Annotated in this window: 14 protein-coding genes; 4 read left to right on the forward strand and 10 right to left on the reverse strand. The window is 40.4% G+C overall.

The features are described from left to right. The first annotated feature begins 96 nt into the window (after positions 1 to 96). Positions 97 to 519 (forward strand): hypothetical protein, encoded by a 423-nt coding sequence (locus I6H64_RS07460; protein WP_002830120.1) that lies wholly within the window; start codon positions 97 to 99, stop codon positions 517 to 519. A gap of 231 nt (positions 520 to 750) precedes the next feature. Next, positions 751 to 1089, forward strand: coding sequence for a hypothetical protein (locus I6H64_RS07465; RefSeq protein ID WP_002830991.1), 339 nt, complete (start codon positions 751 to 753; stop codon positions 1087 to 1089). A gap of 979 nt (positions 1090 to 2068) precedes the next feature. Here the strand turns inward: I6H64_RS07465 and I6H64_RS07470 are convergent. Then, on the reverse strand, positions 2069 to 3163 hold the full coding sequence (locus I6H64_RS07470; protein WP_008841238.1) for a zinc ribbon domain-containing protein: 1095 nt from the start codon (positions 3161 to 3163) through the stop codon (positions 2069 to 2071). Between the two features lie 194 nt (positions 3164 to 3357). Continuing rightward, a complete protein-coding gene (locus tag I6H64_RS07475) occupies positions 3358 to 4335 on the reverse strand; it encodes a ribose-phosphate diphosphokinase (protein ID WP_002830125.1) in 978 nt (325 codons plus the stop codon). A 294-nt stretch (positions 4336 to 4629) separates the two neighbouring features. On the opposite strand from I6H64_RS07475, the gene glpK reads away from it, so the two are divergent. After that, entirely contained in the window at positions 4630 to 6132 is a 1503-nt protein-coding gene (glpK, locus tag I6H64_RS07480; protein WP_008841239.1) for a glycerol kinase GlpK, read from the forward strand. A gap of 65 nt (positions 6133 to 6197) precedes the next feature. On the opposite strand, the gene I6H64_RS07485 is transcribed toward glpK, so the two are convergent. The 3 genes from I6H64_RS07485 to I6H64_RS07495 are packed head-to-tail and all read right to left on the reverse strand — an operon-like array spanning position 6198 to position 9431. Beyond that, positions 6198 to 6887 (reverse strand): ECF transporter S component, encoded by a 690-nt coding sequence (locus I6H64_RS07485; RefSeq protein ID WP_008841240.1) that lies wholly within the window; start codon positions 6885 to 6887, stop codon positions 6198 to 6200. Beyond that, a complete protein-coding gene (locus tag I6H64_RS07490; RefSeq protein WP_008841241.1) occupies positions 6880 to 8526 on the reverse strand; it encodes an ABC transporter ATP-binding protein in 1647 nt (548 codons plus the stop codon). The genes I6H64_RS07485 and I6H64_RS07490 overlap by 8 nt, the downstream gene beginning before the upstream one ends. Then, positions 8508 to 9431: an energy-coupling factor transporter transmembrane component T gene (locus I6H64_RS07495; protein WP_008841242.1), complete on the reverse strand. Its 924-nt coding sequence runs from the start codon at positions 9429 to 9431 to the stop codon at positions 8508 to 8510. The genes I6H64_RS07490 and I6H64_RS07495 overlap by 19 nt, the downstream gene beginning before the upstream one ends. Positions 9432 to 9699: 268 nt before the next feature. Between I6H64_RS07495 and I6H64_RS07500 the strand changes: the two genes are divergently transcribed. Further along, positions 9700 to 10806, forward strand: a complete 1107-nt coding sequence (locus I6H64_RS07500; RefSeq protein WP_008841243.1) for a helix-turn-helix domain-containing protein — start codon at positions 9700 to 9702, stop codon at positions 10804 to 10806. A gap of 102 nt (positions 10807 to 10908) precedes the next feature. Here the strand turns inward: I6H64_RS07500 and fabV are convergent, their stop codons facing one another. The 5 genes from fabV to I6H64_RS07525 form a co-directional block, all read right to left on the reverse strand. After that, positions 10909 to 12102, reverse strand: coding sequence for an enoyl-ACP reductase FabV (fabV, locus tag I6H64_RS07505; RefSeq protein ID WP_008841244.1), 1194 nt, complete (start codon positions 12100 to 12102; stop codon positions 10909 to 10911). 185 nt (positions 12103 to 12287) lie between these two features. Beyond that, positions 12288 to 13076, reverse strand: a complete 789-nt coding sequence (locus tag I6H64_RS07510) for a tyrosine-protein phosphatase (protein WP_008841245.1) — start codon at positions 13074 to 13076, stop codon at positions 12288 to 12290. A gap of 26 nt (positions 13077 to 13102) precedes the next feature. After that, positions 13103 to 14128 carry an oxidoreductase gene (locus tag I6H64_RS07515; RefSeq protein WP_008841246.1) on the reverse strand — a complete coding sequence of 342 codons (1026 nt, stop codon included), beginning with the start codon at positions 14126 to 14128 and terminating at the stop codon, positions 13103 to 13105. Positions 14129 to 14141: 13 nt separating this feature from the next. Continuing rightward, entirely contained in the window at positions 14142 to 14486 is a 345-nt protein-coding gene (locus I6H64_RS07520) for a BMC domain-containing protein (protein ID WP_002830138.1), read from the reverse strand. A gap of 15 nt (positions 14487 to 14501) precedes the next feature. Beyond that, complete coding sequence (locus tag I6H64_RS07525) at positions 14502 to 15689, reverse strand: acetate/propionate family kinase (protein WP_056985034.1); 1188 nt, start codon at positions 15687 to 15689, stop codon at positions 14502 to 14504. Between the last annotated feature and the right edge of the window lie 16 nt (positions 15690 to 15705).

The following is a 15705-nucleotide window of genomic DNA, read 5'->3' on the forward strand; positions in this document are numbered from 1 at the left end:
CTCAAATTAAGAGATTTATAAAGTAGGGGTTTGTTAGAACGGTTGGTTAATATTTATGCTAAAATATTACTAGAAATATAATCAGGAGGAGTTTACATGGCAAATTTTGACGTAAATATTATCGACCAACCCACCGCGAAGGCAATGCTTGTAGAATTTAAGAGCCAACGGCAGGATAACGTCCCCGTTTTAAAGCACCCTGGGCACTATATTCTTCCTGATTACAAGCTAACTCGGCAACGAAAAGCCTTCAAGATTCGCAAACATACTTACCTGACTAAAAAGTTTCGTTCTTACGTCGCTTTAGATTCCGCAAATGGACACACCCTTTGGATGCGCAACTTTGGTAGTTTATCGGAAGCAGTTTTCTGGCTTGAAACCGGAATGAAAATTGGGGATACGGATACCGATGCTCGCTTTTCATACAAGAAATGGAAAGCTGCTCACGAAGAAGATATTGAAAAGCTAAAGGATGAATTACGAGCTAAAAGTAAGGCTAAGGAAGCCAAAAAAGGGTAATTACTTAACGATGTTTTAAGCAATTTTTAAACGGTATTGCACTTTTATTTGGTAATTTATATACTATCGGGGCGAGAATTTTTTCGAGCCCCTATTTTTATCAATTAATAATCTTACAAAGATAAAACAATTTTTACCGCAGAATTTAACGACTTACAAAAACAACCTTTTTGTCACCTTTTCAATTGAAAACTGATCTATTGCCTAAACTAATTTAAGGAGAGCAGATTGATGTCTACCGAAAATAAATTTTTAAGTTCACTTTCATATTTCAGCATCTTTTTTCTACCAATTATTTTTCCAATTATCGTGATGGTACTTACCAGTAATGTCCAGTATGCACCTGCTCATCGGCACGCAATTACGGCGTTTTGGCTTCACCTCATTCCCGTCATTTTGTTGCCGTTAGGTTTTGGGTTGGGAATTCTCGCTACTGCGCACAGCTTTACGGGAAATCATTTTCCAACCACCTCTTTGGTACTGTTCTTAATTGTGGGATTAATGGGAATTGTGGCTTTGGCCCTCTTCATTTACAACATCTATAAGGGTGTGAAGATTTGGGTGGAATAGTTTAGAGCGCTCCAGAACCCGGGTAAATCTTGAGGCTTAACAGAATTAAGGTATTAATCGTGAATTGCGATTAATACCTTAATTTAGTTAACCGGAGAGATTTGGGTTCTGGAATGCATTTCGCCTATACTACATTAACGTGTTGAAATTAAATATAACTATCAAAACTCGCTAATCGCCTCCACGACACTTAGTAAGTTCGAATTTAGCATTGAAATTTACTACCAAAAAATATTTTTTGGTAGTTTCGAGTCTTTATATTGCAACCGCTTACAAGTTGTGATAGTATTCTAATTGAGGAAAGGAAATAGTTCCTCTTCAATCAAAAACTTCTCAGATGGCCTTGGTTCTCAGATTGCCAGAACCGACGAAAAGGCAAGAATATTAGCTCTATTCGCTAATCAATTGCATCATGAGCGTACCGTGAAAAAGTTTTGACGTTTAGAGACGTCGTAATGATTAAGTGTTTACGCACGATGGATTGATGAATGGAGTGGCAATCATCTTTTTAAAGAGTAATGTTCAACGTCATCTCCAAGCATTGAATCAAGTAGGTGTGTCCAATGACATAAATACTTCGCTTAGGTAATTATCCTAGGCACTGTTCCAAATAAAAACCCAATAGTTCACTGGAGGTCTATCGTTTCGAAGAATATCTTAATGAAACTCCAAGACCGTCTATTTCACCGTTAGCCTGAACGAGTGTATCCTTCGTCAAACCCTTTGTTTGATTAGACATGCAGCAGCAGACGTAATAACAAAACCTCAGGTAGGTTAGAAGCACGACGGCTGAACAATTGAATATGTAATTGAAGTTGAAGGTGTAAAGATCGATAAATTTTCCAATAAAGAGATCACGATTGATTGGGAACGCCTTTCCTCTTAGTGGGATTCTAGTGTGAGAAGTCTAGAATCCTTTTTTGTTGCACAAAAAAGCATATTACCATCGACCTAGACTAGGTAGCGGTGATAATATGCTTTATTTTCGAGTACGCGTTCTTGAATGCATTAATAATAAGATAATACTGCAAGCTACAATTAAATAGCCGCCCCATCCCCAACGAACTCCGTTGAACATGTTACCTAGGCCAACTAATTGGGCTTCATTTTGGTAAATCAAAAAGAACATCATTCCGTACCACAGCAAGTTTAGGTAACTCGCCCATTTGGTCAGCCAATGGAATTGCAAAAGCGCTCCAAATAAGAGCAATGCGGGAATCACCCATAAAAAGTGAGCAAGCTGATCGTCTCCTAACGTCTTCAAAATACTCATAAGGGAAGTTTTAACGTTATACCCAGCAGTGGGTGCCGAAGCAAACGGTGCCCAGTAAGCAGCCATTCCGGTAATAATGGCAATTCCCATAATGAACTTATTTTTCAACGTCCAGCGTTGCTTCCCTTTACGTACGTCAGTGCCAGTAGTTGGTTTAGGATCATTTACCCCTGATGAAGCCCCTTCTTTCATAGATTTCGGCTCCGCAGTCGCTTCCGCTTCCGCTGCCGCTGCTTCCGTTGAATCGGAATTTTGTTCGGTAGTTGGAGTGGTGAAATCCTTTTTACCACGTTTCTTTAGTAACGCCGTTTGCAATTTTTGCCAAACCTGACGACCTGCTTCGCCCCCCTTTTGAAGGGCTGCTTTCACAGCCTGGTCTGCACTACGGTCACCAGCGCCCACTCGTTGAGCGTAGAAAAATGCGGCAGCAACCGCCACCACCAGTAAAACTACCCCAACCATTTTACTTAGCCAGTAAAAAATTGCTCCAATTACTAACAAAACTAGCAGAGCCGTTAACCAATTGCCTCCGATCCATTGCAACGTAGTTAACGCACCCTCCTTGAGGTCCGTAGAAGCACTGCTTTTTCTGCGAGTGCGACTAATCGTTGGTTCTTCTTCCGGTTTGGTATCCGCGCTTTCTTTCAAATCTTCTAATGGTGTTTCTTGCCGATTTTTATGCAATTCTGCACGAGAAAGCCGGGAGCTTTCACTTGATGCTGTTTCGATTTTAGCCCCGCAATTAGGGCAAAAATGTGCCTTTTCAGGTAATTCTTCGCCACAGTTCAAACAAAATTTCATAATTCACTTCTCCAATTAAAATTATTAATTCTATTGTAAATGATTTAGGGTCCAAAAATCGGCTTGTTTACCAAGTTTTAAAAATTGAATGAGTTTTATCTTTCAAAGTAGCCGGTACATAAAAAAAGAGGCTAAGAAATTCATTCTTGCCTCTGCATTCATTTATTCTTTTGCTATCGGTACGCCAACCCGTATTAGTGTTCTGTACTAAAACGATTGTTAAATAATGGACTAACCGGTTTGTCTTCGTGAATTAAACGAATTGCTTCCCCGATCAAAGGTCCTACCGAAATGCTTGTGATCTTATCAATTTTCTTTTCTTCTGGAAGTTGAATAGAATCCGTCACAATCAATTCCTTGATTGGCGAGTTTTGAATTCTTTCGATCGCTGGACCCGATAAAACTGGGTGTGTACAGCTAGCATATACTTCAGTTGCGCCCGCATCGATCAAAGCTTGTGCTCCCAAAGTAATCGTTCCGGCCGTATCAATCATATCGTCAATCATGATACAACGTTTGCCCTTAACTTCACCAATAATGTTCATTACTTCCGCAACGTTTGCGCGTGGACGACGTTTGTCAATAATTGCGATTGGTGCTTTCAAAAATTCTGCCAACTTACGTGCGCGCGTAACTCCACCGTGGTCAGGAGAAACTACTACCGCATTTTCATTCAAGCCCCGTTCAATGAAATGATCAGCTAACAATGGTGCACCCATCAAGTGATCGAGCGGAATATCAAAGAAACCTTGGATTTGTGCTGCGTGCAAGTCAAGTGCGATAATCCGGGTTGCACCCGCACGTTCAATCATGTTTGCTACTAACTTAGCAGTAATCGGTTCCCGCGAACGGGCCTTACGATCTTGCCGAGCATATCCATAATATGGAATTACGATGTTGATTGTCTTGGCACTAGCACGTTTCAAAGCATCAATCATGATCAACATTTCCATCAAATTATCATTAACCGGCGCAGAGGTGGATTGAATAATGTAAACTTCATCCCCACGAATACTTTCTTCAATATTAATACGAATCTCACCATCACGGAAACGATCAACCGATGTTTTCCCGAGTTCTACACCAACTGCCTTGGCGATTTTTTCCGCTAAGGGCTTGTTCGAATTCAAAGCGAAAATTTTAAGCTTTGGATCGGAATAATGTTCAGACATGTTTGCCTCCAAAAGATTATAAGATATTGAGTTTATTCAATTTTTCCATATAATATCATAATTCATTTACGACTATAAAAGCAAGTTACTTCCGGGGAGTTTCTAAGTTTTCTTCCTTAAAAAAACGTTTTTTTCTTTGTTGCAGGGTGTTTTTTGCAATTATCTTAAAAAGTTTCCTGAAAGGTCCGTGAAACAAATTATTTGTTTCACCGAATCGTGTTATACTTAAATCTACAATCGCCGTTGTCTTTCAAAAAGTTCGTTTATTGCGTTGTTACAGGGGGATGCAGAAACTTGAAACAAAAATACATCTTATCAATTGACGCTGGTACTTCGGTAGTTAAGACCGTGATTTTTAACCATGCTAGCTCTGAGGTGGTTAGCTTTTCTAGAGAGTTGTCCCAAGAAAGTCCCCATCAGGGCTGGTACGAACAATCTCCCGAAGATATTTGGGAAAAAGTTTATTCATCGATGGCTAACGCATTGATTGTTTCGGGAATTAGCCCTAAGCAAATCGCTGGAATTGGGATTACTAATCAACGAGAAACCACCATCATCTGGAATAAAAGGACTGGCAAACCCATCTACAATGCCATTATGTGGCGCTCACGCCAGACCAACGAAACCACCGACTCTTGGAACCTTTCCAACTATAAAGACCTAGTCAAAAACAGTACGGGACTAGTATTAGACTCGTACTTTTCTGCTTCTAAAATTCGGTGGATTTTAGACCACGTTCCCCATGCCCAGCAGCAGGCCGAAAACGGCGAACTGCTCTTTGGCACGGTCGAGACCTGGTTACTTTGGAAGTTAACCAATGGTCATGCTCACGTCACCGATTACACAAACACCAGTCGAACGATGTTTTTTAACATTCGTACTCTAGACTGGGACGAAGAGTTATTGAAAGCACTGAACATTCCCATTCAACTGATGCCAGAAGTACGTTCTAACTCGGAAATCTTTGGCTACACGATTGGATCCGCGTTTTTTAACTGTTCCGTACCTATCGCCGGGATGATTGGTGATCAACAGAGCTCTTTGGTAGGCCAGCTGGCTTTCCACCGCGGAGCAATTAGCGCTACATACGGCACTGGCGCCTTCATTACCGTAAACACCGGTGAAAACATGGTTCATTCCGAAAATAATTTACTTACCACGGTTTCCTTTGGACTTGATAAAAAAATTTATTACGGATTAGAAGGCAATATTTTTGTTGCCGGAACTGCGGTTACCTGGTTACAAGATAGTCTGGAAATGATTAAAGATCCTTTGCATTCGGCAGCAGTTGCTAGTCAATCTACCAACAATAACCTATACGTAGTAACCTCGTTTAACGGGATGGGGGCACCCTACTGGGACGAAAAGGTACAGGGCGCGGTTTTCGGGATGACCGATAAAACCACCAAAGCAGATTTTGTGCGTGCCACCCTGCAGTCAATTGCCTACCGTTCTAAAGACGTTATTTTGGCTATGCAAGAGGACATGCAGGCAGAACTTCAGACCGTCTACACCGACGGTAGCATGGCTAAAAATGATTTCTTAATGCAGTTTGAAGCAGATATCTTAGGGGTGGACGTAAATCGTTCAGAAACTACCGACATCAAAGCCTTAGGAGTGGCCTTCTTAGCTGGACTAGCCGTTGGTTTTTGGGAAGATCTCACTGAAATTAAAAAACTTCGACATCCCATCACTAAATTTCAACCCGTTTATACCGCTAAAAAACGTGAACGTCTTTATCGAGGGTGGCAAAGGGCCGTTTTAGCGTCCCAAATTTTTTCCAAAGAAAATGAATAATCATTAAAACACGCCTTGCTTCTGTACCGAACGCATTGGCGTGTTTATTTTTGGGCAAATCATTCTTAATCTAGCAGTCCATACTTGATTTTGAAACGAGTAATGGTCTTTTTCCATGAGTTGTAAAAAATCAGTAAGAAAAAAACGTTTGATAAAGCGTGTAGTAAATCAAAGTATCCGGTTCCTAGAAAAGTTAGTAGCATCGCCTTGAAATTCAGCGGGTTGATGTAAGCTACCAAATACCACAAATCCATGATCCACCCGAAAACAAACCCCCAGGCAAAACCGAAAAGCACCATTGCATATTTGTGATTAACTAACGGGGTGTTTTTCAACAATCCGGCCGTCATCCCCATCATCCCCCACGCAAACATTTGCCATGGGGTCCACGGCCCTTGTCCAAGAAACATATTCGACGTTAACGCCACTGTCGAGCCAATAATAAATCCCGATTCTGGACCTAGCACTGCTCCTGCAGTGATAATCACAAAACTAGTCGGTTGTACGTTGGGAATGATTGCAAATGGTACCCGACTAACTGCAGCGATTGCAATTAGTACCGCTAAAAAGACCACCTCACGAGCTTTTAGAGCACTGCTTTCGAATTTCCAATAAAAGGGAATTACGCTCGCGATTAAACAAATAAAACTAAATAAAAGAAAGTGCTGGCCTTGTAGTGCAGTTACGAAGGTTAAAAAAACCAAGAAAATTACAATGGCAATTAAGAAAGTAATTCCCGTCATTTGCTTATTCATGGCTAAGCTCCCTCCATACTAAAGCAGTTGGCAATTGGTCCCGCACCATCCGATTAATGGGGGTGGTGTAAAAGAAATTTTTAGCGAAAAAGGAGTACGGGTCTGCTGTAGAAGTAATTTTACCGTCAAACAACATGGCACAGCGGGTAGCATAGGTAGCACTAAAACTCATATCGTGACTAGTAGTGATGATTGTCATTCCTGCTTTTTGTAGCTTTTGCAATAGCTTTCCTAAACTCCTTTTACGTAATGGGTCTAGTCCCTTAGTAGGTTCATCTAAAAGTAAAATTTGGGGTTGAGCAATTAAAATAATTCCTAAGGCGATCAACTGTTGCTCACCACCACTGGTATCGTGTGGATTTTTATTTTTCAAGGAGTTAATTTTTAAACGCGTTAGCATTGACTCAGCAATTTCTTGGGGTTCCGCTAATCCTAATTGTTGGGCTCGGTTAACCAATTCCTCAAGCACCGTATCATAGCTAAAGTGATCGGCAGGATTTTGCGATAAATACCCCACCATTCGGTACAACTGACCGCTTTCCCATTTAGCAAGTTTACGATTGAACACGGTAATTTTACCTCGTCGCGCTTTTTCCATTCCCATTAGACATTTTAGTAAGGTTGACTTTCCAGTACCATTTCGCCCCACAATTGATAACCATTCACCGCGTTGTACAGTTAGCCCTAAGTCATTTAAGATCAGTGGACTATTCCGCCCGTATTTAAAATCGACATGCTCAATCTTTAAAGCTGGGTCACCACTCAGTGAAGGGATGATCCGCTTTCGTTGCTGAAATTTAATCCCATGACGATCGATAAAACGCTTACCAGCGACCACCGTTAGTGGTACGGTATCCTTAGAAGACGTGGCGATTAAATTTTCTGCCAAAAAAAGACGAGGAACTTCAGGGATGAACTCAGCCATTTTCTGATCTTGAACGGCATGTTGCACCCCTTCTTCCACGTTACCAGTAAAAGTTAGTTTACCTTCCTCCATAATGCATAATCGATTAGCCAAGGGCAATAATTCGTCGAGTTGGTGTTCACTGATCATAATGGTTACCCCTAGTTCATCATGAACCCGTTGTAAAAGACTGATGAATTCCTTAGTTGCGATAGGGTCTAACTGCGCGGTGGGTTCATCTAAAAGTAATAATTCAGGCTGCAAAATTAATACCGCCGCCAAATTAACCAACTGCTTTTGTCCACCGGAAAGTTCGTTTACTGATGCGTATAAAATATCTTGAAAGCCAAAAAAGCTAACCATTTCAGCAATTTTACGCTGGATGTTTTCACTATCTTCCCCAACATTTTCAAGGGAAAAGGCGAGCTCTTGGATTACCGTATCCATCACAATTTGATCATCCGGATTTTGAAAAACCATCCCTATTCTCCGGGCACTTTCAATTGGCGATAGTGTTCTCAGGGACTGGTGTTTAAACTTTACTGCTCCCCGACGTTCGCCAACTGGCCATAACTCCTTTTTTAATTGTTTTAGTAAGGTAGTTTTTCCACTTCCTGAATCACCAATGATCAGCATAAAGTCACCTTGATTGACGTTTAAATTAATATTTTCCAAATTATCCCTCTTAGCGAGAGCGTATTTAAAAAATAAATCTTTTACTTGTAAAATTTCCACCAAAGTTCCTCCTTCAACTCTACAACCATTGGTAATCCACAAATCAAAGCCACCGTGCCAATGAGGAGCCCTTCTTCTTGCCAAGTCCCCCAATTCATTTGCAAACTAGGATAAATCTGAATTACACCTATTCGACGAATCGCTTCCCCAATTAAAACTATTCCGCCGCTAGCTAAGATTCCCGCGTATGTTATATCACGGCGGGTCATCCGATAACGCTGGTAATTGGACCTTTTGGTGCTGCCAAAACCGCGGGCAGTCATTGAATCCGCAGTTTGAAAGGCGTTATAACAAGCGTCCACCAGCAATACTTGCATTAGTTGCATTAAAGCCTTAGTTCGTTGCCGTACGCTACCTTGATCAATATTAATTCCTCGCATCTTTTGAATTTGGCTAATATTTTTGAAGCGCTTTAGAAATAAAGGTATAAATCGCATTACGATCATCGTTAGCAACGACAGGCGGGGCAAAATTTTACCAAACAAAAACATAAATTTATTGTTAGTCATCAGCTTGTTATACGAAGCAAACAGTAAAATTACGTTAGTTAAAGACAAAGCCATTAAAATTCCGTACAATAACGCTTCTTTAGTAATCGTCAATCCGTGAAAAGACGTCAGTAAGTGTGCGCCGTTATGGTTGGTCAGCGGATTAATAATGATAATAAAAAGTGCCATTATTCCCGTCGCCTTAAGCGTTTTAAGTGCCGACATCATATCAGAAACTTGAATTAACAATCCCAAAACCGCGATAAATTCAATCATTAAAATGATGGGGGAATTAAATAAAACGGTAATCATGATTAAAAGTAAATAGTACGCAAAGATAATGCTTGGATTTAGGCGTTCAAACTCAAGTGTCGAATTCCGTTGATTAGTGTTCGACTTTAACGGTTGCTCTTTCATCTGTAACCACTTTCTTTAAAAGGTTACTTTAACGGTACCATTCCTAAAACTTTGAAAGTGATACTTTTTCCACAAAAAGTGGTAATAATTTGTCCTTTCCTATCAACGTGTACTATTTTGTCGTGGTGACAATATTTTACAATCATCGCTAAAAATATTGTTATTTTAGCAATAAATTGACATTATATTGCATTGTGAATAGTATTTTTTTGCTCCATAATTAACGAAAGAAATCGTTTTCACATATTTTTTCATTAGGAGGTTGATCATGTTAAGTGCATTAAATCAAACGCATGACGATCGTTATACGCCGGACTCTTACACTAAACTTGCCAATTCGTTAAACGCTTTTTACGAAATCACCCAAATCGACGTGCTTTTCTATAGCTTTACTGGCGTGTTAGTTTACCGTGGCGACATTATCACCGATAATAAAGTTGTTCAAAAAACACTCGATCCTGAACACTTTGGTAAGTCGATCATCTTCCCAATCATTCTCAATAACCAGGTTTGGGGATTCACCATGTGCAGCTCTGCAAAGTCTTCTAACCATCGGATCCAAGTATCTAAGGAATATCTTTCTAATTTATTTAACAGCCATTTTGCTAATCGGCAAGATTTGACTGCCCAAGTTTTAGAACCGCTGACCGATGAACAGTTGACCAAAATAAATTATTTAAGTACGCTACTGCAGCTAAAAAGCTCTGCTAACAACGTTTTACCAATTGCTACTGCCGAAGATCCACAAGTTCGAACTAGTACTGAAAAGTTTGAAGCCATTCGGAGTATTAAAGAAGCTACTAACTACATTTGTGAAAATTTAACTAGTCAATTAACCCTTAGTACGGTAGCCGAACACGTATTTTTGTCACCATCGTATTTAAGTCGCATTTTTAAGAAATACATGGATATTAATTTTATTAATTACATCAATCAGCAAAAAATTGCTCACGCCCAACGGGAACTAATTTTAAGTCGGAAACCGATTAATTTAATTTCTAACATTGCGGGGTTCTCACAAACCAGCTATTTTACTAAGATTTTCAAAAAAATAACTGGAACAACGCCGTCTAAATATCGGAAAGAAAATGCAGCCATCAGCAGGATATACACGATTCATCACACTTTGGACTGGCCAGAGAATGCCTCCGTTTTTGACGTTTCTAAAACGTTCTTTACGAAGCAAAACCTAGATTACTATTATGAGTCTGCCAATGGTTATCTATACGTTAATAGCATTGGTGACCTAACTGACGCAAATGAAAAAAGCGGTTGGATTTTTACCGTTGATGGACGGCAACCAACTAATTCAGCTGACTTAATTTCCACAAAGGGCGTTTCCGTAGTCCAGTGGATGTACGTGGACTTCCGGTAAACTTAGTAGCTACGAAAAAACTGTTCAAATGAATTTCTAGCTTATGCTAGTTTTCATTTGAACAGTTTTTTGATTTCTTCGTTATCCCCAGTAAGCCATTTATTATGGTTTTAGATTTAATAAGTCAGAGAATTCAAACTCATCATTCTCTAAACCATCAACCGCAAATCCCGCCGTATTAAGAAATTCTTTTCTAAATTGAGCATAACCCGTCATCGGACTTTTAAAATTATCTGCATTAATTTGTTGGTATAGGGCTGCCGTTTTTGCCTGCGTCGAAGGCCGTAATTCATAATGGTCTGCGCGTAGTCGTCCTTTTGGATCGTAAATTGGATGCTTCCCGTAGATCATTTCCCGGTAAACCCGATCTTTATGCATAATTGGTGTTTCATGCGTAGCCTCATCGGTCATCACTTTGTACAAAGCAATCATGTACTTTGGCATGATTGGAATGACTACGCTTGCCTTAGTAGTCACTACGGTTGATACGCAAACTAGCGCTCGACCTTGGAGTGGCTTCAATTCCTGATTAATCCGCTCGGCGGATCTTTCAGCTTGCGTTTTTGCCACCCCTAAGGTTCCTTCATGATAAAACGGATACGTCATTTGTGGACCAATGTAAGAATACAGCACCGTTTTAAAGTTATCTGCTAATACATGGGCTTCCTTTAATGCTTGGATCCACCATTCCCAGTCTTCACCGCCCATTACTTTAGCAGTTCCTTGAATTTCTTCCGGAGTCGCCGGTGCAATCGTTTCGGTGAATAACCGTTCGTGTTCTAAATCAATATTTTCGCCAGTCACGCTTTGGTCGATTGGTTTTAAAACCGACCGCCATGCTTTCTCGGATCGGGAGTCGTTGCGCTTCGGCGCTGCTAAACTATATACAAGCAGATCAATTTTTCCGCCAAATTCATTTTTAATGTACTCAATCACCCGTTGTTTCATGGTGTCACTGTACGCATCGCCGATAAAGTTTTGCGCAATCAACTCAGCTTGCTCAGCAAATTGTTTGAAAAAGATACTATTATACCACCCCGCAGAACCTAATTGTTCAGGACTTTTTGGCCCCCGTTCATAAGCTACGTTAATGGTATCTGCACCGCTGCCAAACGCCGTGGTAATTCGGGTAGCTAGGCCATAACTTGATGAACCGCCCAAAATTAACACCTTTTTAGGTCCCGCATATTTTCCCTTAGACTTTACGTAATTAATTTGATTTAAAACTGCTTGCCGGCAACCATAAGGATTAACCGATTTGATAACGTTTCCAACGATTTTTGGCTTCACTTTCATTTTGATTTCCTTCTTTAGTTTTTTCCACTGCCTTAGCTACTTAAATTATAGAAAACTTTTTCTAAAATAAAACTATTAACTCTGAATTCACTTCATAAGAATGCTAAAAATGAGGTTAGAATTGCTATTTTCTAACCTCTTTAGCATGGCTTGTTTTGTAATTTATCTACCTATCAAAAACTTATTTAGTCGAGATAAATTTTTCGTAGGTTTTGCTTTTGTGCCTTAGTCAATTGGATTTCATTTTTTAAATACTGGGGAATACCACCATACTGATAATTAAGCATCCCTACCAGTTGGTCATAATATTCGTCCCTCACAGAAGCTAAATCTTCAACAGATTGTACAAAGTTTCTTCCTAGGTGCATCTTTTTTGCTTCGTTGCGCCGCCACTCAATGCGTGCTTTAGAAGCTGGGTTCGTTAACAAGTAATCTTCTCGAATCACTTTATCATCGACCCCCAAAGCAGCTAATAACAGCATTGTACACATCCCTGTTCGGTCCTTTCCAGCCGAGCAGTGAAAAAGAATTCCACCGTCCCTACCGTACTTTTCCAATAATTCAAAGAAGTGATGATAGGCCTGTTGGGCGTGTGGATCCGTAATCAGTTTACGGTAAGATCGCATCATCTTCTGAAAGCCACCTTGGTCGCTACGTGCATAAAGCTGATAAATCCGTTTCAAAGACGCACCGCTTTCAGTTTGATCATCTTGAAAGATTGGTAAGTTAATATATTTAATATGGGAGTTTAATCTATCCGGAAAACTTTGTACTTCTGACTTTGAACGTAAATCAATCACTAAATTGATCCCGTAATCTACCAGTTTTTGAAGATCTTGGTCTGTCAAATCCGATAAGTATCCTGACCGAACTAGCTTACACCACTTTACTTGGCGCGCGTTAGCTGCCGGATAACCTCCTAAGTCACGAAAGTTAAATCCACCGGATAAATTCAAAATTCTTTTACTGCACATTGAGTTCTCCTCGTGGATTATTATTTTTAAAGCACTTGATAAACTGACTGGGCAACCCCGATTTCACTAGCAGTTAGGGCCAAACCATTGGCTGTGGATTTTCCCGAGTTTATCTTAGTCAACCAATTAGGATCCTTAATTAAGGGTCGACCGATTCCAATTAGCGAGCTGAGTTCTTGGGCTTGTTTTAGCTTATTAGCGTCATTAATTTGCCCAGCTACCATTATTGGTAGATCTACCGCCGCATTGAAGAGTTTCACAATTGGCACTTGGGTATCAAAAGTCCGGGGAGTTACCATAAAATCACGTAAGGAGAGACTTAAGTAGTCGATCCCTAACTGCTCTAAAAGTTGCGCTAATTGTAAGGTTTCCCCTAATTTTAAGCCACCGTCTTCGTACTCTTCAGGTGAAAGTCGGTATCCCAAAACAAATGTTTGATTACCAAATTGGCTAACCGTTGCTTGCAATCGTTGGATTAATAACTTCACGAACCGGAATCGATTCGCTAAAGAACCGCCAAACTGGTCTTGACGATGATTAGCATTAGATGAAAGAAATTGTTGCGGTAAAAAGCCGTTTGCTCCATGAATTTCCACACCATCAAATCCCGCAGCCATTGCTCGTTTTAATGCGTTTGCGTATTGGTCAATAATTTTATAAATAGCATCACGAGTTAATTCTTGCGGAACTAGCTGGGACCAGGGAGCTGCAATCGCGCTGGGAGCAAATGCTTTTTTCCCAAAGATTGCCTGGGGGCTAGCTAAGCGTCCTGCATGCACTAGCTGAATAATCGCTTTAGCATGATTTCGCTGGATTACTTTTGCTAACTTGCTTAATCCCTCAACATCTTCATCTCGGCTAATACTAATTGATCCTAAAGCAGTGTTCCCCTCTGTGGAAATAAAAGCCGAGCCGACCACATCCATTCCTACCGCTTGGGAACGTTGCCGATGGAATTCAAGGTCATTTAAACTAACCGTACCATCAAATAGCGCCATTCGCATATCTAACGGCGGCAAAACAAAACGATTTTTTAAATTCAGCTTATCCATCTTCGCACCAGCCTTACGTACGCGTAATCGTCGGAATATCGAAACCTAGAAGTTCGTGCAGCGTTTTAATCACTTTTCGCAAGGCCGACTCTACTTCCGAGACTTCCCCTACGACCACTACCGAGCCACTAAACCGGTCGATAAAGCCAAGCGTTACGTTACTTGACTTAGTCGCTACGTCACCGGCAATAATTGAAGCTTCACTAGGGGTGATTGTTAAAATTCCTAAAGCATTTTTAGGAGTTTGAATTCCAAGCTTTTCGTAAATATCTTCCGTTGGGTTAGCCACAATGTGTGCCAAAGTTACTTGCTTTCCCGGAACGTATTCTTGAATCATTCTCGCTTTATCTTCAATCATCGTTATCATCCCCATTTAATTAAATTCAGCAACTCGCATAACGTCCCGAGCAATGATGATTTCCTCATCAGTTGGAATTACCGCAACTTTTACTTTACTATCTGCTGCTTCAATCGATAATTCACCATTTTGATTTTTATGGTCATCAATTTTGACACCGAGGTAACCTAATTTTTCACAAATTGCTTTACGCATGGTAATCGAGTGTTCACCAATACCTGCAGTAAAGACTAACGTATCTAACCCGTTCAAATCTGCAGCATACGCGCCAATGTAATGTTGAATTTGGTGAACAAAAACCTTAATCGCCAATTGAGCACGCCGGTTACCTTCGTTAGCTGCCTTTTCGACATCACGAACATCACTAGAAACCCCAGATAAGCCTAATAATCCAGAGCGCTTATTTAACATTTCGCGCACTTCTTCTGAGTCCAAATGGAACTCTTCTTCAATGAAAGGTAAAATTTCTGGATCGACATCCCCAGAACGGCTGCCCATCACTAAACCAGCTAATGGTGTAAATCCCATCGAAGTGTTAATTGATTTACCATCCTTAATCGCACACAAACTGCTGCCATTTCCAAGATGGCAAGTAATCATCTTACTAGTCCGTTCTTCACCAAATAATTCCGTGGCTCGTTCAGACACGTATTCATGAGAAGGACCATGAAAACCGTAACGACGAATCCCATACTTCTCATAGTATTCGTACGGTAAAGCATACATATATGCTTCTTCAGGCATCGTATGGTGGAAAGAGGTGTCAAACACCGCCACTTCTTGGGCTGCTGGTAATAATTTTTCAAAATCTTTAATTCCAATTAAGTTAACCGGATTATGCAATGGAGACAGGACACTTAATTCTGCAATTCGTTTTTTTACATCTTCATTAACCAAAACTGGACGATCGTAATACCGGCCACCGTGAGACACTCGATGCCCAACTCCTACGATTTCTGACTTATCTTCAATGACCCCGCTGGTTAAAAGCATGTTAATAACCGCTTTAATCGCTTCATCATGGTTCTTCATCGGCACTCTATTTTGGGTAGCCTTCCCATGAACAGTGTAATCAAACGTACTATTTGCAATCCCAATTCGATCAACCTGACCGCTGGCCAATACTTCTTCTTCTGGCATTTGATAAAGTTTGAATTTTAATGATGAACTTCCTGAGTTAATTGACAATATCTTTTTGGACATCCTAATTACCTTCCTG

Origin of the sequence: Pediococcus acidilactici (assembly GCF_016127815.1) — a bacterium.
GTDB lineage: Bacteria > Bacillota > Bacilli > Lactobacillales > Lactobacillaceae > Pediococcus > Pediococcus acidilactici.

Bases quoted from the DNA above. Each gene is read 5' to 3' on its own strand.
- I6H64_RS07460 (WP_002830120.1), top strand. From the start codon at position 97: ATGGCAAATTTTGACGTAAATATTATCGACCAACCCACCGCGAAGGCA.
- I6H64_RS07465 (WP_002830991.1), top strand. From the start codon at position 751: ATGTCTACCGAAAATAAATTTTTAAGTTCACTTTCATATTTCAGCATC.
- I6H64_RS07470 (WP_008841238.1), bottom strand. From the start codon at position 3,163: ATGAAATTTTGTTTGAACTGTGGCGAAGAATTACCTGAAAAGGCACAT.
- I6H64_RS07475 (WP_002830125.1), bottom strand. From the start codon at position 4,335: ATGTCTGAACATTATTCCGATCCAAAGCTTAAAATTTTCGCTTTGAAT.
- I6H64_RS07485 (WP_008841240.1), bottom strand. From the start codon at position 6,887: ATGAATAAGCAAATGACGGGAATTACTTTCTTAATTGCCATTGTAATT.
- I6H64_RS07495 (WP_008841242.1), bottom strand. From the start codon at position 9,431: ATGAAAGAGCAACCGTTAAAGTCGAACACTAATCAACGGAATTCGACA.
- I6H64_RS07500 (WP_008841243.1), top strand. From the start codon at position 9,700: ATGTTAAGTGCATTAAATCAAACGCATGACGATCGTTATACGCCGGAC.
- fabV (WP_008841244.1), bottom strand. From the start codon at position 12,102: ATGAAAGTGAAGCCAAAAATCGTTGGAAACGTTATCAAATCGGTTAAT.
- I6H64_RS07510 (WP_008841245.1), bottom strand. From the start codon at position 13,076: ATGTGCAGTAAAAGAATTTTGAATTTATCCGGTGGATTTAACTTTCGT.
- I6H64_RS07515 (WP_008841246.1), bottom strand. From the start codon at position 14,128: ATGGATAAGCTGAATTTAAAAAATCGTTTTGTTTTGCCGCCGTTAGAT.
- I6H64_RS07520 (WP_002830138.1), bottom strand. From the start codon at position 14,486: ATGATTGAAGATAAAGCGAGAATGATTCAAGAATACGTTCCGGGAAAG.
- I6H64_RS07525 (WP_056985034.1), bottom strand. From the start codon at position 15,689: ATGTCCAAAAAGATATTGTCAATTAACTCAGGAAGTTCATCATTAAAA.